Origin of the sequence: Aequorivita sublithincola DSM 14238, from assembly GCF_000265385.1 — a bacterium.
In the GTDB taxonomy this organism is placed as follows: domain Bacteria; phylum Bacteroidota; class Bacteroidia; order Flavobacteriales; family Flavobacteriaceae; genus Aequorivita; species Aequorivita sublithincola.
This window is the reverse complement of the sequence record NC_018013.1, coordinates 1-20,235: the sequence shown is the minus strand read 5'-3', so window position 1 is coordinate 20,235 and position 20,235 is coordinate 1. Positions and strand designations below refer to the sequence as shown.

Sequence of the window (20,235 nt, the reverse complement as noted above, 5' to 3'; positions counted from 1 at the left end):
GTGCATTAAGCAGAACATTTATCGCATATCCCTTTAATTACTAGATTTGCATTTTCTGCGATAAACCCTTCAGGTAGATTGATTTGAGGTATTTTATGTTCTGTTAAGCAAATCGTTTCATCACATGTATTGCAATGAAAATGAAGGTGAAGATCAGTTTCAATTTCGCAGTTACAACCTTCTTCGCAGAGCGCATATTTTGCAATTCCAGTACCATCGTCAATTTGATGGACAATTCCTTTTTCCTCGAAAGTTTTTATGGTGCGATAAAGTGTGGTTCTGTCTGATTGATCAAAGTGATTTTCAATATCCGTCAACGCAGCTGCAGCTCTTTTTTCTAAAAGAAATTTAAAAACAAGAACCCTCATCGCGGTTGGCCTCACGTCGTTTTTCTGCAATAATTTATCTATTTCGCTCATAACTTTAGTGACTGTGTTCGGCTGAACCTTTTTTCATTTCAGCAAGTAAATAATATGCATTATTGTATGCAAATTGTGTGTTCGGAGCTATACTATTTAGGAAATTGATTCCAACCCATTCCCCATCTTGCGATGTTTTAAATATTTCAACGGGTTCAAAACTCCATGCATCGCCTTCTTTTTTAACGGTAAACACATAAAATTTATCACCATCCTTTCCAATGGCACCTTCTGGAATTGCAATCGAAGGAACCGTGTTTTCAACTGAAATTCTTCCTTGAATGTACATACCGGGAATTAAATCGCCTTCTTTATTTTCAATTTCGGCGTGAACGTGTACTGCTTTTGGGTCCTTTTCAAAAGTTTGGCTTATGGAATAAATGATCGCTGAAAGCTGTTTCCCCGGAAGGGATTGAACTGTAAAATTCACAGTTTGACCTTCTTTTATTCTATTCACGTCTTTTTCAAAAACCATTAAATCTGCGTGCACGTGGTGAGTATCAATAATTTCGAACATATTGGTTTGAGGTTCCACAAACTGCCCAATTTTTACAGAAACCGATTGAACCGAGCCTTCAATAGGGCTTCGCACACCAACCTGTTGGTAGATTGTTCCATTGCGAACTCCCGAAGTGCTAATATTTAATTGCTGTAACTGCGCTTCCAAACCCTTTGCCATACTTATTGAAGCTTGATAATCTGCTTCGGCTTTCTGAAAATTCATCCCTGAACCAACCCCAGCATCATACAGTTTTTGTTGACGCTCGTATTCCTTTTTCAAAAATACGGTATTGCTATAAGCATTCATATATTGAGTTTGTTTTTCAACAATATTAGGGTGTGATAAGTAAGCTACAATCTGCCCTTTTTTCACTTTATCTCCTTCTATTACCTTAATAGATGTAACATTTGCACCCACCACCGCTGTGATTATTGCTTCATTTTGTGGTGGCACTTCCAATTCGCCGTTTGCTTCAACATAGCCGCTCATTGGTCTTTTTGATAACGTGTCTATTTTCATTTGAAGCGCTTCAAATTGCTGTGCGCTAAGCATCACTTCATTTTCTGCGTGTTCTTCTGTTTCAATTGCTTCTTCAGAATGATCGTCAGTATGCTTTTTTTCACCACAAGAAATTATTCCGAAGAATAAAAAGAGGGCAGCTAATTTATATATAATTGAAATTTTCATAATAATTAATTTTTAAAATATTGAAGTTCAAATAATGCGTTAAGATAATTGTCCAAAGAGTCCAGCGCATCAATTTCGGTTTGTATGGCATCTCGAATTAGTTGGGTAAAAGCAGCGTAATCCAGCGCACCTTCTTTATATGCGAGCAAAGCGCCTTTGCGCTGTTCGCTTGCCAATGGTAATGTTTCGGTTTTATAAAAATTCCAAGATTGTTGCCATTTCTGATAATTTTGAAAGGCTTGTTTATATTCTGAAGCCAGCTGTTTTTCTTTAAATGAAGCGTTTGTCTGGGCAATTTCAGATTCAAGTTTTGTAGCTTTTACGCGACTTCTGCCTGTACCTGCAAAAATAGGAAGCGAAAGTCCAGCTTGATAACTGTAAAAACCGCTTTGGCCATTCACTTGTTGCAAACCTCCTTGTAAATTTATTTTGGGTAATAAATCGGCTTTTGCAACTTTATAATCGGCTTCAGCTTCAACAATTTGTTGTTGTGAAAGAAGGTTTTCAGGATGATTCTTTAAATCGAAATCATTGTTTAAAATTGAAAGATTCTGTTCATTCATTTCATCAGGAACACTATAAAAAATTTCAGCAACCAACCAAATATTCAATTGTTGCAAGGAAACTTTATAATCGCTGAAAGCTTGTTGCTTTTTATTTTTTATTTGAAGTGCTTGGTTTTTCGCCGCCGAATATTCTAGTTTTGAAATAGCTTCCACTTCAAAATTGAGCTCCACAGATTTACTGAAAGTATTATAAATAGAATCCAATTCAATATATAATTGAAGTCTTTTTTTATTCTGAAAAGCTTCTGCCCAAGCCATTTTCACTTCTTTTTCTACTTGAATTTCAGAAAGTCCAAAAGATGCTTCAGCAAGTGCGATGCGTTTTTCCTGTAAATTCCTTTTAGCGCCAATCCCGAAAATATTTATGTTGGATTGGCCAATCCCAATAGTGGTGTAAATTCCTTTTTCTTCGTTTATTTCTTCGCCTCCTGTAAAAATATCAGTGGTTCCGAAATTATATGCGGAAGATTTCAAGGCTTGCTGTTTCTGAATTTCCAATTGTGAAGCTTTCAACATCGGATAATTTTCCTTGGAAATTTTCACAGCTTCTTCCAAAGAAATAACTGGAATAGAATCCTGCTTTTGTTGTGAAAAAGTTTTCTGCGGAAAACAAAATAGCAATACCAAAATAGCAGTTGCAGGAATCCATTTTTTATTTATCTTCTGTTTCTCGGAACGCTTTTCAACCCATTGATAAAATATAGGTAAAATGAATAGCGTGAGTAGGGTAGAAGTGAGCAAACCACCAATAACTACGGTGGCCAACGGTCTTTGTACTTCAGCTCCAGCCGAAGCTGAAATTGCCATTGGAAGGAACCCCAAAACATCTGTAAAAGCAGTAAGCATAATAGGGCGAATCCTTCTCTTAGTACCTTGAATTATTCGGTCTTTTAAGTTTGTTACACCTTCATCTTTTAGTTCGTTTAAGCCACTAATCATCACCAATCCATTTAAAACTGCAACGCCAAAAAGCACAATAAAACCAACTCCTGCAGAAATACTAAAAGGCATATCGCGCAACCAAAGCGCGAAAACCCCGCCAATTGTTGCCATTGGAATAGCTAAATAAATCATCAGTGTTTGCGGGAAAGATTTTAGCGCGAAATAGATAAGTACGAAAATTAGTATTAACGCAATGGGAACAACGGTTTTCAATCGGTCGCTGGCGCGTTCCAAATTTTCGAAAGCACCTCCGTAGCGAATGTAATAGCCAGGCGGCAATTTAAATTCGGCATCTAGTTTTTTCTGGATGTCTTCCACAACCGACTTTACATCACGGTCGCGAATGTTGATTCCCACATAAGTCCGTCTATTTGTATTGTCACGGCTTATCTGCATTGGACCTGGTTCATAGCTAACTTCCGCAATTTCCCGAAGTGGAATCTGTGCATTAGAGGGGAGGTTTATAAAAAGATTTTGAAGGTCTTCAATACTTGCCCGGTTTTCAGCTTTTAAACGAACAACCAAATCGAAACGTTTTTCGCCTTCAAAAATCACTCCTGCTTGGCCGCCAGCAAAAGCGGCTTGCACGATGCTATTGAGATTATTTATTTCCAAACCATATTGCGCCAATTTGTTGCGATTGTAGTTAATGGTTATCTGCGGCAGCCCTTCAGTTGCCTCAACTTTCATATCTCCTACTCCTGGAATTGTTGAAATTAGCCTCCCCATTTCTTCCGCTTTACTGGCAAGAATGTCCAAATCTTCTCCAAAAAGTTTAATGGCAACATCTTCACGAACGCCAGTAAGCAGCTCGTTAAAGCGCATTTCAATAGGTTGAGTAAATTCATAATTCACCCCAGGAAGGATGCTAATCGCTTCTTTTATTTTTTTGAGAAGTTCTTCTTTTGAATTTACTGAAGTCCATTCATCGGTAGGCTTTAGAATTACAAAAACGTCCGCAATGTCCATAGGCATAGGGTCTGTGGGAACATCTGCTACGCCAATACGACTAATAACATGTTCGGCTTCAGGAAATTGCGCCTTTATAATTCCTTCAATTTTTGTGGTGGTTTCAATGGTTTCGGTTAGGGAACTTCCAGGTTTCAAAAGTGCGTGAAAAGCTATATCGCCCTCATCCAATTGCGGGATGAATTCTCCACCCATTCGCATAAAAACGATTACTGCTAGCGCAAAAAGTACGACTGCGGAGCCGATTATAATTTTTCCTTTGTTAAGCGATTTTACCAATAAGTTTTCATACTTATTTTCCGTCCAACGTACAAACCGATTTCCGTATCCTTTATGTTGATCCTCCTCATTTTTTGGAGCGCGAAGAAAAAGTGCTGAAACCATCGGAACATAAGTAAGGCAAAGGATCATTGCACCAATCATTGCGAAAATAAAAGTCAGCGCCATGGGTTGAAACATTTTTCCTTCAACCCCTTCCAAAGCGAGTATTGGAAGAAAAACAATCAATATTATCAACTGCCCAAAAAAAGCGGTATTCATCATTTTTTTTGATGCTTTCGCTGCAATTTCGTCGTTTGTTTCTTTAGTAACTGTTTTCTTTTTTGCTACATATCTGTATAGCATAAAAACGGTTCCTTCAACAATAATGACCGCTCCGTCCACAATAATTCCGAAATCAATGGCGCCAAGGCTCATCAAGTTTGCCCAGACATCAAAAACATTCATTAATATAAAGGCGAACAATAATGACAACGGAATTGTAGAAGCAACTATCAATCCGCCGCGCCAATTTCCTAATAAAATCACTAGAACAAAAATTACAATTAAACCTCCTTCCAAGAGGTTGTTTTTCACTGTGCCAGTGGTTTCTGCAATGAGTTCACTTCTGTCTATAAATGGTTCAATTGAAACTCCTTCAGGTAGGGATTTTTGGATTTGCTCCATACGTTCCCGAACTTTTTCAATTACTTCGTTGGAGTTGGCGCCTTTCAGCATTAAAATCATTCCGCCGACAGCTTCTCCTTTACCGTCTTTTGTAAGTGCTCCGTAGCGAACAGAACTTCCGATGGTAACTTCACCAATGTCTTTTATTTTTATTGGAATACCGTTGTTGTTTTTAACAACAATATTTTCGATGTCGGAAACAGTTCTTGCGAGACCTTCACCACGAATAAAATTTGCTTGGTGGTTTTTTTCAATATAGGCACCACCTGTATTTTGATTGTTATTTTCGAGTGCTTCGTAAACTTCTGAAATAGTGGTTCCAATAGCCAAAAGTTCATTTGGATCTACCGTAACTTCGTATTGCTTTTTATTTCCACCGAAAGCGTTTACTTCAACAACTCCAGGAACCATCGCCATTTGTCTGCGCACAATCCAATCTTGAATAGTTCGTAGTTCGGTTAACGAATATTTATCGTTAAACTCTTCTTTCACTTCCAAAGTATATTGGTAAATCTCGCCTAAGCCAGTAGAAATTGGACCCATAGAAGGTTCTCCAAAACCATCAGGAATCTGAGAGCGGATTTCAGGAAGTTTTTCTGAAACCAATTGCCGCGGAAGATAGGTTCCAATTTTGTCATCAAAAACAATAGTAACTACAGAGAGTCCAAAACGTGAAACCGAGCGAATTTCCTTCACATTCGGAAGGTTACTTAATGCGATTTCAATTGGATAGGTTACAAATTGCTCAATATCTTCAGTACCAAGATTTGGCGATTGGGTGATTACTTGTACCTGATTGTTTGTGATGTCAGGTACCGCATCTATTGGTACTTGCATCATGCTCCAAATTCCTCCCAGAATTAAAGCAAGGGTGAGAAGCCCAATAATAAATTTGTTATTGATTGAAAAATCAATGATTTTATTAATCATGAATATAGGTTTAATTCAGTTGAACATTTCAGTGCGAATGTTTGGAACAATGCACGAATTAAAGTGATCAAGAAAATAGATCACAACAGGATATAGCTATCCTATAAAAACTGAATTAAACTCGAGGAGGTTGTGTAAAGGCATTGGGGATTTCTTCCCAAAAGCTTTCGAAATGTGTGAAAGGTTCTTTTGAAACAGTTTGAGTCAACGGTTCAAAAACAATTGTATTATTATCAATAGTGGGTACTTGGCAACATTGGCAATGGCAGAAAGGTGAACAAAGATCAGCAGTTTCGTGATTATGATCGTTATTGTAATCTGCTATTTTTTCAATTTGAGAATCACCTGAAGCAGGCTCAATATCGTTACAGGGCACAAAATTGAGTGCCAAGAAATAAACAGATAATATGATTGCCAAAATTTTCACTGAGCAAATATAGAGAAAATGTTATGCAATGGTGTTGCAAAATATTATAACGTAGATTCAATGATCCTAAAAGGATAAGCTTCTTGCATCTTTTTAAGTTCTTGGTCGGTAATATTTTTAGAAGTGGTTTTTAAAACTTCGGAAACATAATTTTCCCGTAATTCAAAATATGCTTTTGCTATTTCATCTTGAATAGTAATAAAACTTTGGTAAGGAGCTTCACGATGAATTGTCAAGGAAATAGAAGCTTTTTTTGGATTGTCTGACGCATCTAAAAGTTCTTCGCCTTTGCAGTAAGCGCAAGATTTGTCTGCATTGTTATCAATGAAATTTTTTAATTGATCTTTAAGATCTTCAATATTAGTAAATGTTTTATTAACCATAGTTTCACCTTTTTCATTTACATTAATGGTGAAAATATTATTTTCTTTTAAAGGAATGTTGCAGTCTGCTCCAGGCGGACAAGCTTGCGGAAGGTCTCTCGCAATTCCTTTATCGTTTGGAATCATCGAGGTTACTAAAAAGAAAATCAAAAGTAAAAAAGCGATGTCGGACATACTGCCGGCATTTACGGAGGGCATGGAATTTCTCATAATTGAAAGGGTTTTAAGTTGAATATTTTTTAAAACAAAAAAAGTGCCACAGTTTTTTCAGCTTCGGAAACACGTTTCAAAAGAATAGTTTAATTTTAAACGTAATTCATATTTTCAATTCTCTAAAATGATTAAAAACGAAAACCTTATAATTCCAAAAGATTTCACTTCCTATTTAATGAAAACCGTTGGTCTGGCTGAAGCTGAAGCGGAACAATTATCTTTTCCTCTTAAGCGAAAGACCTATGAAAAAGGAAGCATTCTTTTAAAAAAAGGAGATGTGTGTCAACATTCTTTTTTTGTAGAAAAAGGCTTGTTGCGCTCTTATATGCTAGATGAAAGTGGAAAGGAACACGTAATTCAGTTTGCACCCGAAAATTGGTTTATAGTTGATAGAAGCAGCGTTTATTTTAATGATCCTTCGGAAAGTTATATTGAGGCTGTTGAAGATACGGAAACTGTTTTCATAGCCGAAGATTTTATGTGCCACGCAGCCGAAGTGAGCGCTGTTTTTGGCCGCTATAATGATAAACTACTACACAACCACATCCGCCAAATGCAAAAGCGGATCAACTTATTATTGGGCGCTACTGCGGAAAAACGCTATCTAAATTTTATTGAAATGTACCCAGATTTATTGCTTCGCGTTCCCCAATGGATGATTGCTTCCTATTTGGGAATTACGCCCGAAAGTTTGAGCCGTGTTCGAAAAGAATTGGCGCATAAAAATTTCAAAACAAGTTGAGCAAAAAAAAAGGACTAATTAAAAAATTAGTCCTTCGTTTAAAATTATGAAATGGTTTATTCTAAATACCCGAATTTCCCCATATTGAAATCGCTCATTGCTCGAACAAGTTCCGCACGAGTATTCATTACAAATGGGCCTTGCGCGGCAATCGGTTCATTTATAGGTTCGCCGCTCAATACTAAAACGATTGCATCATCTTTTGCTTCAACCGTGAATTCTTCACCATCATTTGCAAAAAGTCCAAGTGCGTCCGTGTTTATTTCTTCGGAATTATTCACTTTTATATTTCCTTCAATAACCAAAATTACTGTATTGTAGTTTTCTGGGAAACTAAAAGTTGCTTTTCCACCTTTATTCAATTTAGCGTTTAGCATGTGTACGGGTGTAAAAGTGAAAGCGGGTCCTTTTTCGCCATTGAATTCTCCAGCAATTACTTCAACTATACCTGCATTATCTGGCAATTCCACCTTTTTAATTTCAGCATTTGTGATGCCTTGATATTTTGGTGCGCTCATTTTATCTTTTGCAGGCAGGTTTACCCATAATTGCACCATTTGAAAATCGCCACCAGCTTTACTGAAGTTTTCTTCGTGATATTCCTTGTGAAGTATTCCAGAAGCAGCCGTCATCCATTGCACATCGCCTTCGGCAATAACACCGCTATTCCCGCTGCTATCGTGGTGTGCAACACTTCCTTTATAAGCTATCGTCACAGTTTCAAAACCTCTATGCGGATGCACGCCCACACCACGAGGTTGATCAGTGGGAGGGAAGTAAAACTTGCTATTGTAATCCATCATAATAAATGGATCCATCCGTTCAAAACCTTCCTGTATTCCTGAAGGGATATATTGGTGAACTCTAAAGCCATCACCAACCATATGTGGTCTTGGTGGTGTTAATACGCGTTCTATGTGTCGTGTTTTCATTTTAAATTGTTTTTAATTTCTAGTGTAAAAATACATTCTAAATGATTGTTTTACATTGATGTATGTTAAGAACTGCTTTTTGTATATTGGAATCAGCGAAGAGGAAAGAGACTTGTGAAAATTCAAATCGAGAACTTCATTTATAATAAACGAAGCTCCCGATTATCAAAAAAGGGGGAACAGTAAAATTTTTAAAATTTATTGTTTTATAAATTGTAGTGAAGCAATCAATTTTACCTTATCGCTCACAACAATACTTCCTGCCTCGGTTACAGCGCTCCAAGTAAGGCCAAAATCTTTACGGCTTATTTGTCCTTCAAATTCAAAACCTGCTTTGGTTTGTCCGTAAGGATCAACGGCGGTTCCGTTATATTCTGTTTCTAGAGTTACTTCTTTGGATACTCCTTTTATGGTTAAATCACCAACCATTTTTTCACCATCAAATGATTTTGATTTGAAGCTAAGTTTTGGAAATTTTTCAGCTCCGAAGAAGTCGTCAGATTTTAAATGTTTGTCTCTGTCGCCGTTGTTCGTATTTACAGAATCAATTACAGCGGAAAAAGAAAAACTTGCATTTTTGAAATCTTCGTTTGAAGTTTCAACTCTTCCTTCGAATTTTTTAAAACTGCCCGTTACGGTTGAAATCATCATATGTTTCACCTTGAAATTGATTTCTGAATGTGTATCATCAATTTTCCAAGTTGTGTTCAAAGTATTGCTCATAGTTATAGTTTTAGTTTGTAATTATTTACAAGGCAAAAGTAGGGCGCTTAACAAATCCTCACATTGATGTATGATAAGAAATGATTTAATTGACTAATATTAAATTGTAAAACCAATTTCTGCCTTATTCATTTTTAACACAAGTTTATGCGAAATGGCACATAGTTAGTGCGATAAGTCACAATTATAGTGTGGATTTTTCATATTTTTGAAGCCTACCAAAAATTGCTTTGGAAAAGAAAAAAGAAGAAAAGAAAAAACCCAGAAAGTATAGGTTTTTAAGAATCATTGCGAGAATTTTCGCGGTTCTTATAATCCTGTTCATTCTGCTTGTGCTCTTCATTCGCAGCCCTTGGGGACAGGATATTATCGTGCAACGCGCCGTTAAATATGTAACTGATAAAACCAACACCAAAGTTGAAATAGAGAAACTCTTCATCACTTTTGACGGTAATATAATGCTGAAAGGTCTTTATCTTGAAGACAAAAAAGGTGATACTCTGGTTTATTCAAAATCGTTGGAAGCTGATGTTCCTTTGCTTCCCATCATTCGTGGTAACGGGGTCGGCGTGAATTATTTGGATTGGGAAGGCCTTCGCGCGAATATTATTCGAAAGGATTCTGTGAACGGTTACAATTTTCAGTTTTTGGTGGATGCTTTCGCTTCACCAGACACAACTACAGTTGCGACAGATACTACTGCTGCACCGATGAAAATTATTTTGGGTGAGATTAATTTCAAGGATTTCAATATTGTTTTTGATGATGCCGTTTTGGGAATTGACAGTCAGTTTCAAATTGGAAAACTTAATCTTCAGATGAAGACAACCGATTTGGAGAAAATGGATTTTCGTGCTTCCGAAGCTTCTATTACCAATGCCCGAATCAAATACATTCAATCTCCCGTTCCGCCAACGCCGAAGGAAGACACTCCATTGCCTTTCTTAGCTTTGGATGAACTGACGCTCAAAAATGTTTTTGTAGATTATCAATCTTACGGAGATAGAATTGCTGCAAATCTTGAAGTTTCAGATTTATATATTAAATTGCCTAAAGCAGATTTAACGAACAATGACATTGAAATTGGCGATTTCCGTTTGAAAAATTCCATCGTCAAAATAAATACTGAAACCGAAACCAACGGTATCACTCAAAAAGCCGAAGAAGTTAAAGACAATATAAAGGAAGATATTCAACAATTTGAATGGCCAAATTTCAAAATTGCCATTGCAGATATTGATTTGGAAGGAAATAATATCAGTTATTTCGTTGGAGGGAATGAAGTGAAAAAGGATGTTTTCAATCCAAACGCAATCGCGCTTCAAAATTTTAATTTGAAAGCGAATGATGTGTTTTTAAAAGATAAAAAAGCTGGATTTCAGCTTGAAACACTAACATTTGAAGAAGGTTCTGGATTGAACCTTAAAGAAATGGCGCTAAATCTTGATGCTACAGATAATTTTCTGGAAGTAAACGATTTAAAAATGATGCTAAATAATAACAATCTCAGCGGAAAACTTCGGTTGGATTTCCCAAGTTTAGCAGCTTTAATTGAAAAGCCAGACCAATCTAAAATTACGCTGAACTTTCCTTCCTTTCAAGTTGATTTAAAAGAAGTTTTCAAGTTTCAACCAGATCTTAAAAAGAACGAATATTTAAGAACGCTCAGCAAAAAGTATGTTTCAGGAAACGTAGAGGCTTCAGGTTATCTTTCAGCAATACAAATTCCAAACTTGAATGTCCGCTGGGGGAACACGACTCGTATTTCTGCGAATGGACTTATCGAAAACGCTACAGATCCTGACAACTTAAAGTTTAATATTCCCCGTTTTTCCGCACAAACCAAAAAGAGCGATTTAATCCAATTCGTCAGTGAAAAGGATTTAGGAGTTAGCTTGCCGCAGGATGTTTCGCTTAAAGGAAGTGCAAAAGGCGATTTAAAAGACGTTTATGCAAAAGCGAATCTCACAACCTCACAAGGAATTGCAATCATTGATGGACACTTCAAAAACGATTCAAAAATTGCGTTTGATGCCGATATTGAAATAAAAGATTATAACCTCAATGAATTGCTGCAAAACGATCAACTCGGAGCGTTAAGTTTAACCATAAAAACTAATGGTTCTGGAAGCGATATTAATATGATGGATGCTACTTTGGATGCAAACATTTCAAGTTTTCAATTTAATAATTATGCCATTAAAGATTTGGCAATAACTGGTAAAATAAAGGATGGCAAAGGTAATGTTGTTTCAAAATACAAAGACGAAAATCTTAACATAGATTTGAATGCTGATATCGTTTTGGATTCCGTTGCGCATCGAGCGAGCGCCCATCTAAATATAATTGGTGCAAATCTGCAATCGCTCGGCTTGATGAGTCGCGATGTGCGAACCGCTCTAAAATTAGATGCAGATTTTGAAGGAAACAAAGATGGTTTTAATGTTATTTCAACCATTGGCGATGGAGTAGTGGTTTATGATGATAAAACCTATTTGCTGGGCGATGTGCTAGCAACGGCTCACGTTCGGAGCGACACCACATCTATTTGGCTCGATAATAAAATTGTGCAACTTAGTCTGGAAAGCAATACTGATCCAGCAACGTTTAGTACTGCGGTGCAACGCCATATTTCAAGTTATTTTTCAAGAAACATAAAACTTCCAGATAGTATAACTCATCCGGTAAAGCTTAAAATTCGTGGTAGAATCGTAGAATCGCCAGTTTTAAATGATGTGTTTTTAGTAAATGTTCAAAAGCTGGACACCGTAAAAATTGCAGTCGATTTTGATGAAGCCGCACGAAAGTTAAAGGCAGACATCAGAGCGCCACAAATTGTTTATTCTGGTAATGAGTTGGATAGCTTGGCTTTCACAATGGATACGGACAAAGAAAAATTCGTTTTCGATTTAGGTTTCAACAAACTTAAAGGAGGTCCCTTAAATATACCAAAGACTAAAATCACAGGGAATCAGCAAAACAACGAACTAAGTTTGAGTTTCAATTCAACTTTTAAAGACAGTACCTTAATCAATATTCAATCACAAATTACTGGTACTGAGGATGCGCTTCGTTTTCACATTTTGCCGGAAGATTTAATTCTGGATAGAAACCAGTGGGAAACGCCGCAGAGCAATGAAATGCTTTTAAAGAAAAATACAATTGAATTCAATGATTTTCGTTTCACCAGAAATGATGAAGTTGTTGAACTAACCAATAAACTCAAGGGTGTTTCGCAAAACCACGCGGCTATTACATTTGAAAATTTCAAATTAAGTGAAATTCTAAATTATTTAAATCCTGAAAAAGAACTGGCCCACGGCAATTTAAACGGAAACCTTACAATTGTTGAACCCTTTGGAAATTCTGGGCTTTTGGCAGATCTTTCCGTAGAAAAATTAAACCTGCTGGATACCGATTTGGGCAAACTTACGGTCGATGCAAAGTCCAAAGGAGGCAACAATTATGATTTCAATTTAGCATTAAAGGAAGGCGAAGTAGATTTAGATTTAACTGGTGATTACATTGCGACCGAAAATGCTGCAAAACTCAATCTGGATTTAGATATAAATAAATTCAAAATGACCGCGCTTGAAGGGTTTTCTTTGGGCGAAATAAAAAATGCTGATGGAAGTTTCTCAGGAAAGTTTGATGTTTCCGGAAGTCCTACAGAGCCAAAATATGAAGGAAGTTTAAAGTTTAGCGATGCTGATTTTACGGTTACTAAATTGAATGCTCCTTTCACATTGGCAAACGAAATTTTAAAAATTGACAACAACGGTCTTTCAATGGATAGTTTCACAATTCGTGATGAAAACCAGAACCAATTAGTGATGACAGGGAAAGTGGGCACTGAAAGTTTTATAAATCCAACCTTCGATTTGCAATTGAATGCCGAAAATTTCCAGGTGCTGAACGCTTCAAAAGAAGACAACGATTTTCTGTACGGAAAAGCGTCTTTTGATGCGGATGCCAGACTGACTGGCGATTTAGAAATTCCAAAGCTAGATGCGAGGATTACTGTAAATGATAACACAGATGTTACTTACATTTTACCATCATCTGCAGTAGCGATTGAAGAGCGGGGCGGTGTGGTAATTTTTGTGAACAGAGAAAATCCAGATGCAATTTTAACGAGAACCAAGCAGGAATCAACACGGTTTAGTGGACTTGACGTAAACGCACTTCTGAAAATAGGAAAAAGCGCAAAAATCACACTAATTATAGATCAGGAAACCGGTGATAATTTTGAAGTTTTTGGCGATGGTGATTTCGATTTTACCATGAATCCGAATGGAAGAATGACCTTGAGCGGCGTTTATGAAATTGAAGGTGGACATTACGAAATGAGCCTTTATAATCTAGTGAAAAGACGTTTTGAGCTGGCCAAAGGCAGCCGAGTTAGTTGGTCCGGGGATCCTTTTGACGCTAAACTAGATGTGAAAGCGATTTATAAATTGGAAGCCTCCGCATCATCATTAATGGCACCGATAAGTTCTGGTTCTGATCCTTCCGTTAAAAATAAATACCGTCAAGTATTACCGTTTTATGTGTATCTTAACGTTGATGGTGAGCTTACAAAACCAGTAATTTCTTTTGATCTTGATATGCCCAAAGATGAGCAAGGAGCTATTGGCGGACAAGTTTATGGCAGATTACAACAAGTAAACCAACAAGAAGACGAATTGAACAGGCAAGTTTTTTCACTCTTGGTATTGAGCCGTTTTTATCCAGAACCTGGTAGTGATGGTAGTGGTGGTGGTTTTGCAACAGTAGCTCGTGACAACCTGAACGACGCACTTTCCGATCAACTGAATACATTTTCTGATAAACTTTTAGGCAAAACTGGCGTGGAACTGGATTTTGGTTTGGACAGCTATACAGATTACCAAGGTGATTCTCCGCAAGAACGCACCCAGCTTGATATTGCCGCCCAGAAAAAATTGTTTAACGATAGGCTAATTGTGCGCGTTGGTAGCGAAGTGGATTTACAAGGAAGCAGTTCCACAAACGAGCCCGCACCGCTAATTGGTAATGTGAGTTTGGAGTATTTACTTACTGAAAACGGTAGATATAGATTGAAAGGTTTTAGAAGAAATGAGTTTGAAAACGTAATAGACGGACAGACAATCGTTAGTGGAATAGCACTTATTTTTACACAGGAATTCAACAAATTTGATGAGCTTTGGGAAGCAATCCTTCGCGGAGAAACTGAAAAGGAAAAAGCAGCCAAAAAAGAAGCAGATAATAAGCTGAAGGAAAAAGAAGCAAAAGAAAGGCAGAAGGAAGATGCTGAAAAAATGCAGCAAGTAAAAAAGAAAGATTCCGTTGAAACTAAAAAAGACTGAAGTGAGATTTATGTATAAAATAGCGATACTTTTTTCTGCAGCAATTATGTTGTTCCAGTCCTGCGCGGTAGATAAATACATTCCCGACGGTAAAAAATTATATACAGGCGCTACGGTTGAAATAAAATCTGATTCTGTCATAAAGAATGAGGATCAGTTAAAAGCAGTTCTAGAAGAAGCATTACTCCCAAAACCCAACAAGAAATTTTTAGGATTGCGGCCAGGACTTCATTATTACTATAAGATGCAGGAGGAAAAACCAGGTTTCATTAATAGGTTTCTTTACAAAAAGTTAGGCGAAAATCCTGTTTATCTAAGTGATGTAAAACCTTATGAAGTCGAAGATATTTTAATAAACCGAATGGAAAACAGAGGCTTTTTCTATAGTGAAGCCACTTCAAAAATTGAGGAAAAGGAAAAGGAAGCCTCGGCCAGTTATAGTATTACCGCACCATCTCCATACACCATTGCAAGTTATCAATTGGATAGTCTACAACAGCCTGTATATTCTGAAATACAGAAAAGTGTTGCGAACACAAAACTTTCCAAAGGAATGCGTTTTGATCTTTCTAATATGAAGCAGGAGCGTGAACGAATTGATGGTGATTTAAAGAGAAATGGTTATTACAACTTCAATTCGGGATTCTTAATTTTTGAAGCCGATACGAATCAGTACGATAAAAAACGTTTCGATTTATTTCTAAGACTAAAAAACGAAGTGCCGAAAAAGTCGCTCGTTCCTTATAAAATTTCAAAAATTAACGTCTATGCAAATTATGATGTGCAGGATTCCACTGTAAATGATGTGACGCGTTTCAACGAAAAGAATTTTATAAATAGTGAAGATTTCTTCAAACCTAAATATTTGGATCCTTTTATTACTTTGGAAGAAGGCCAGTTTTACAGCCCCGAAAATTCGAGAAATACTGCCAGACGCCTATCCACAATTGGTGCTTATAAGTTCGTAAACATTCAATATAAAGAAATGGATTCCTTGCTTTCCGACAGTTTGGGGATTTTGGAAGCGAATATATTTCTTTCTCCCTTGAACAAACGAGCGCTAAGAGCAGAATTACAGGCAGTTTCGAAGTCTAACAACTTTGCCGGACCTGGGTTGGCTTTAACGTATAGCAATCGCGATTTATTTAAAGGTGGCGAAACCCTCAATATAACAGCAAATGTGGGCTATGAAGTACAAGCAGGCGGTGGTGGAAATAGTGGAAAGACGAGTATTGAGGTGGGGTTAAAACCTGAACTTATTTTTCCACGAGTAATTTTTCCTATAAAAATCAATACGGACTTTTTTAAGTACTCTATTCCTAAAACCAAAACCAGTTTAAGCGTTGATTATCTAAGCCGTACCAAGCTGTATGCGCTACTTTCTGGCTCTGCGCAATTTGGATACATTTGGCAGGCGAATAGATACGTTACGCACGAAATTATCCCAATTTCTATAAATTACACCAAACTTTCAAACTCCACTCCGGAGTTTGATACCATTTTGAACAACAATCCATTTTTAAAGCGAAGTTTTGAGCAACAATTTATTTCAGGACTCAATTATTCTTTCACCTATAACGGTATGGTTGATGCTGCAAGAAAACATCAATTTTTCGTGAATTCAACGGTTGATGTTGCTGGTAATAGTGTTAGTCTTTTCGGAAAAGATAACGGTACTGGACGAAAGGAATTTTTAGGATTGGAATATGCGCAATACGCTAAAATGGATGTGGATTTGCGATATCACTTCAACTTTGGAAAGGAACAAGTTATTGCTACAAGGCTCTTTGGTGGTTATGGACTTCCGTATGGTAATTCGGAAGTTATGCCTTATGTGAAACAGTATTATTCTGGTGGGCCGTATAGCGTCCGGGCATTTCGGATTCGTTCTTTGGGCCCTGGCACTTATAATGATGAGAATAATCCCGATAACAATTATTTTGACCAAACTGGAAACATTCGTCTGGAGGCAAATGTTGAATATCGTTTCCCGATTTTTTCTTTTTTTAAGGGTGCCGTTTTCGCTGATGCTGGAAATATTTGGAATTCAAAAGCAAATCCAACCTATGAAGGGAAAGACAAATTCACTTCAAACTTTATAAATGAATTGGGAATGGGAGCAGGAGTAGGCCTTCGTGTAGACGTTCAGGGCTTTGTGATTCGTTTTGATTTTGCGGCACCTTTCCACGATCCAGCAAAAGAAAACGGTTTTGACTTTAATGTAAAAGAAACTGTTTTCAATTTTGGTATTGGTTATCCTTTTTAAAAATTTTTAACCACGAATTGCACGAATCTTCACGAATAAATTGGGTTAATATAAAAGTTGCGCAATAGATATTCTTTTCAATTTCACTAATTTAAAAGACTTTCAGTCTTTTTCTTTTACTCATTAAACTTTGGTTTACGGCAGACTATTTATTGAGTTCTTCTAGCAATTGATCGTAGTCTTGAATTGTTGCAAATAGCACCCCATTCAAACTTATAATAGGAACATTAGCAGTATTTATATCTACCGTTGAGTTTGCAAAAGCAGGGGCCAATTGTGCTTTTAATTCTGGTTTTTCAGAAAAACGATTGGAAGTATATAAATAATAACTTTTGTCTAAACTAGAAACTAGACTATCACAAGTTGTACAATTTTCTGGAATATAAACTATTATCTTTTTTCGAGGTTCAATTTTAATTGATTCGGATTCTCTTCGCAAAGCGCGTCGGGAAAGGCTATCACTTACTTTAAGGTCATAGGTATAATTTGCTTTTTTTCCTCTTTCAACAATCAAGTTGGCGAGCCGAACCTTAGATGCGGCTGGAATAAGTACCGCTCTAGGAACACTCTTGCTTTGACGAAAATTAGTTCCTTCAACTGTAATGGAAACGTCTAAATCTTTTTCATTTTTATTTAACCCATACAAAAAAAGACGATTGGCCTTTGCTTCTTCAACGATTTCAATAGGTCTTTCTTGTGAAAAGAGAGACGAGTAGCTTAAAATAATACAAAATATGAAGAGTAATTTTCTGAACATGGATTTGGATTTTATGATTTCCGAAGTTATAAATTTTAATGGAAATTTAAAAAATTATCTTTTGTATTGTGAAAAGCTTAAAAGAGAGGAATTTTTACTAAAGATCATTGTTTTTTACTCTTATAATTTTATGAATCCTTTAAGAAAGCATTTACAAACCATCACGACTTAAGCTTCGTATATTATAGTAGAACAGAATATTTCAAATTTAAATCAAGCAAAATAATAAAGTTATGAAAATCTATTTTTTAAAAACGATTACGCTTTCTTTCGGATTGTTGGTTAGTCTTTCTCAGGTTTCTTGCCAGAATAATCAAAAGGAAAGTACTGATAATGCAATGAATACTACTGAGGAAACTATGGATGCTTCAAGCGATATGGCGATGAATGAACAATTTCCTAAAGCAAAACCTGATGCGGAATGGAAAAAGGAACTTACTGCAGAACAGTACCAAATTATGGTAAAAAAAGGAACCGAAACACCTTTTAATAATGAATACAATGATAATCACGAAAAAGGAATTTATGTGAGCGCCGCAACTGGCGAACCGTTGTTTAGTAGTGAAGATAAGTTTGAGTCTGGAACGGGTTGGCCTTCATTCACCAAGCCAATTAATGATGATGCCGTGGTTTGGGTAAAAGATAATACACTGGGAATGAGTAGGGATGAAATTGTTGAAAAAGCAACAGGATTGCATTTAGGTCACGTTTTTAATGACGGACCGAAACCAACAGGTTTAAGATATTGTATGAATTCTGCAGCACTAAAATTTGTAAAGCAAGACTAAATTCCTCAATTGTAGTTATGTTTAGAAAGCCTCCTTCGAGAGGTTTTTTTTATGCGAAAAGAATTGAAAATTAAAGGGTCAACTTTTTGCTAAGATCTTCCACATATTTGCGGAACTGCTTATCGGTGCTAGAAAGATTATCAACTGTTTTACAAGCGTGCAAAACGGTTGCGTGATCGCGCTGCCCAATTTGTGAGCCAATGGAAGCAAGTGAAGCTTTTGTGTATTTCTTCGCGAAAAACATAGCCAATTGACGCGCTTGAACAATGTGTCTTTTACGTGTTTTTGACTGTAAAGTATCTACATCCATTTGGAAATAATCACTCACCACTTTTTGAATGTAATCTATAGAAACTTCGCGTTTTGTGTGCTTCACGTAGTTATCAACAATTTTACGGGCAAGTTCTATTGTAATTTCCTTTTTATTGAAAGAGGAATGCGCAATAAGTGAAATAATGGCGCCTTCCAGTTCGCGAATATTGGTTTTAATGTTATTCGCCAAAAATTCTACAATATCATCTGGCATTTCTACACCATCACGATACAGTTTGTTTTTGATGATGGCAACACGAGTGTCGTAATCTGGATGGTTTAATTCCGCAGAAAGTCCCCATTTAAAACGGGATAGCAAACGTTGCTCAATATCAATCATATCAACAGGAGCTTTATCACTGGTAAGGATTACCTGCTTGCCGTTTTGGTGTAAATGATTGAATATGTGGAAGAAAACATCCTGTGTTCCAGCTTTTCCTGAAAGCAATTGAATATCATCAACAATCAACACATCTATAATTTGATAGAAATGTATAAAGTCGTTTCGGTTGTTCTTTTTTACAGATTCAATATATTGTTGCGTAAATTTTTCAGCAGAAATATAAAGAACCGTTTTTTCGGGATATTTATCTTTTATGTCAACACCAATTGCGTGGCCTAAATGCGTCTTTCCTAAACCAACTCCACCAAAGATTAGCAAAGGGTTAAAAGAAGTTCCTCCAGGCTTGTTTGCCACCGCTAAACCAGCAGAACGAGCCAAACGGTTTGATTCGCCTTCAAGGAAGCTTTCAAAATTATAATTTGGGTTAAGCTGAGATTCAATTTTAACATTGCGAATACCAGGAATAACAAACGGATTTTTCAGTTCTGGGCTTTTGTTTTTCAAAGGCACATCAACTTCTTGAGAGCGAAGATTGCTTCGGTTAGCACTCGGTATTTTTTCGGTAAATGGTTGCTTGTTGCCGTAGGTGTTTTCCATCTTAATGATGTAAACTAATTTGGCACTAGTTCCTAACTCTTTGGTTAGGGCAACTTTCAAAATTTTAACGTAATGCTCTTCAAGCCATTCATAAAAAAACTTGCTAGGAACCTGAATGCTAAGTGCATTATCGGTTAACTTTACTGCCTTAATAGGCTCGAACCATGTTTTGTATGCTTGCGAAGTAATATTATCTTCGATAAAAGTCATACAATTGTTCCAAACCGTTTCCGCAGTTTTGCTCATAATTAAAATTCCTGATTATATTTTTTTTTAAAAAGGTGTGGCTAAAAAATAGCGGATGGAGAGGATCCAGACAATTTATTAACAGTGCAAATATGTGAACAAAAAAGTTATAAAAAAAACCATAATGGGGTTGAATTATTAGTTTTTTTTCGCCATACTTCCCTTTCGATAAAACTACAAAAAAACTTTCTTTAATAA

Annotated in this window: 13 protein-coding genes; 4 read left to right on the top strand and 9 right to left on the bottom strand. The window is 36.6% G+C overall.

The genetic code is table 11. The features are described from left to right. Window positions 1–5: 5 nt before the first annotated feature. The 5 genes from AEQSU_RS00065 to AEQSU_RS00045 form a co-directional block, all read right to left on the bottom strand. Window positions 6–419 carry a Fur family transcriptional regulator gene (locus AEQSU_RS00065; RefSeq protein ID WP_014780803.1) on the bottom strand — a complete coding sequence of 138 codons (414 nt, stop codon included), beginning with the start codon at window positions 417–419 and terminating at the stop codon, window positions 6–8. Window positions 420–423: 4 nt separating this feature from the next. After that, complete coding sequence (locus AEQSU_RS00060) at window positions 424–1,608, bottom strand: efflux RND transporter periplasmic adaptor subunit (protein ID WP_014780802.1); 1,185 nt, start codon at window positions 1,606–1,608, stop codon at window positions 424–426. Window positions 1,609–1,613: 5 nt separating this feature from the next. After that, complete coding sequence (locus tag AEQSU_RS00055) at window positions 1,614–5,960, bottom strand: CusA/CzcA family heavy metal efflux RND transporter (RefSeq protein WP_014780801.1); 4,347 nt, start codon at window positions 5,958–5,960, stop codon at window positions 1,614–1,616. Between the two features lie 115 nt (window positions 5,961–6,075). Beyond that, entirely contained in the window at window positions 6,076–6,387 is a 312-nt protein-coding gene (locus tag AEQSU_RS00050; protein ID WP_014780800.1) for a DUF6660 family protein, read from the bottom strand. Between the two features lie 44 nt (window positions 6,388–6,431). Then, entirely contained in the window at window positions 6,432–6,980 is a 549-nt protein-coding gene (locus tag AEQSU_RS00045; RefSeq protein ID WP_014780799.1) for an ExbD/TolR family protein, read from the bottom strand. A 127-nt stretch (window positions 6,981–7,107) separates the two neighbouring features. On the opposite strand from AEQSU_RS00045, the gene AEQSU_RS00040 reads away from it, so the two are divergent. Further along, window positions 7,108–7,725: a Crp/Fnr family transcriptional regulator gene (locus AEQSU_RS00040; protein WP_014780798.1), complete on the top strand. Its 618-nt coding sequence runs from the start codon at window positions 7,108–7,110 to the stop codon at window positions 7,723–7,725. 56 nt (window positions 7,726–7,781) lie between these two features. On the opposite strand, the gene AEQSU_RS00035 is transcribed toward AEQSU_RS00040, so the two are convergent. Together AEQSU_RS00035 and AEQSU_RS00030 are read right to left on the bottom strand one after the other, a co-directional pair. After that, complete coding sequence (locus AEQSU_RS00035; RefSeq protein WP_014780797.1) at window positions 7,782–8,657, bottom strand: pirin family protein; 876 nt, start codon at window positions 8,655–8,657, stop codon at window positions 7,782–7,784. 198 nt (window positions 8,658–8,855) lie between these two features. Next, window positions 8,856–9,380, bottom strand: coding sequence for a YceI family protein (locus tag AEQSU_RS00030; RefSeq protein WP_014780796.1), 525 nt, complete (start codon window positions 9,378–9,380; stop codon window positions 8,856–8,858). A 230-nt stretch (window positions 9,381–9,610) separates the two neighbouring features. Between AEQSU_RS00030 and AEQSU_RS00025 the strand changes: the two genes are divergently transcribed. Both AEQSU_RS00025 and tamL read left to right on the top strand, forming a co-directional pair. Next, window positions 9,611–14,728, top strand: a complete 5,118-nt coding sequence (locus tag AEQSU_RS00025) for a translocation/assembly module TamB domain-containing protein (RefSeq protein ID WP_014780795.1) — start codon at window positions 9,611–9,613, stop codon at window positions 14,726–14,728. Window positions 14,729–14,738: 10 nt separating this feature from the next. Beyond that, the gene (gene tamL / locus AEQSU_RS00020) at window positions 14,739–16,994 is read left to right on the top strand and encodes a translocation and assembly module lipoprotein TamL (RefSeq protein ID WP_042491530.1); all 2,256 of its coding nucleotides are present in this window, start codon (window positions 14,739–14,741) and stop codon (window positions 16,992–16,994) included. Between the two features lie 145 nt (window positions 16,995–17,139). On the opposite strand, the gene AEQSU_RS00015 is transcribed toward tamL, so the two are convergent. Further along, window positions 17,140–17,751, bottom strand: coding sequence for a hypothetical protein (locus AEQSU_RS00015; protein WP_014780793.1), 612 nt, complete (start codon window positions 17,749–17,751; stop codon window positions 17,140–17,142). A 233-nt stretch (window positions 17,752–17,984) separates the two neighbouring features. Between AEQSU_RS00015 and msrB the strand changes: the two genes are divergently transcribed. Then, entirely contained in the window at window positions 17,985–18,539 is a 555-nt protein-coding gene (gene msrB, locus AEQSU_RS00010; protein ID WP_014780792.1) for a peptide-methionine (R)-S-oxide reductase MsrB, read from the top strand. Between the two features lie 70 nt (window positions 18,540–18,609). Here msrB and dnaA read toward each other — a convergent pair whose 3' ends face one another. Next, complete coding sequence (dnaA, locus tag AEQSU_RS00005; protein WP_014780791.1) at window positions 18,610–20,037, bottom strand: chromosomal replication initiator protein DnaA; 1,428 nt, start codon at window positions 20,035–20,037, stop codon at window positions 18,610–18,612. Window positions 20,038–20,235: the final 198 nt, after the last annotated feature.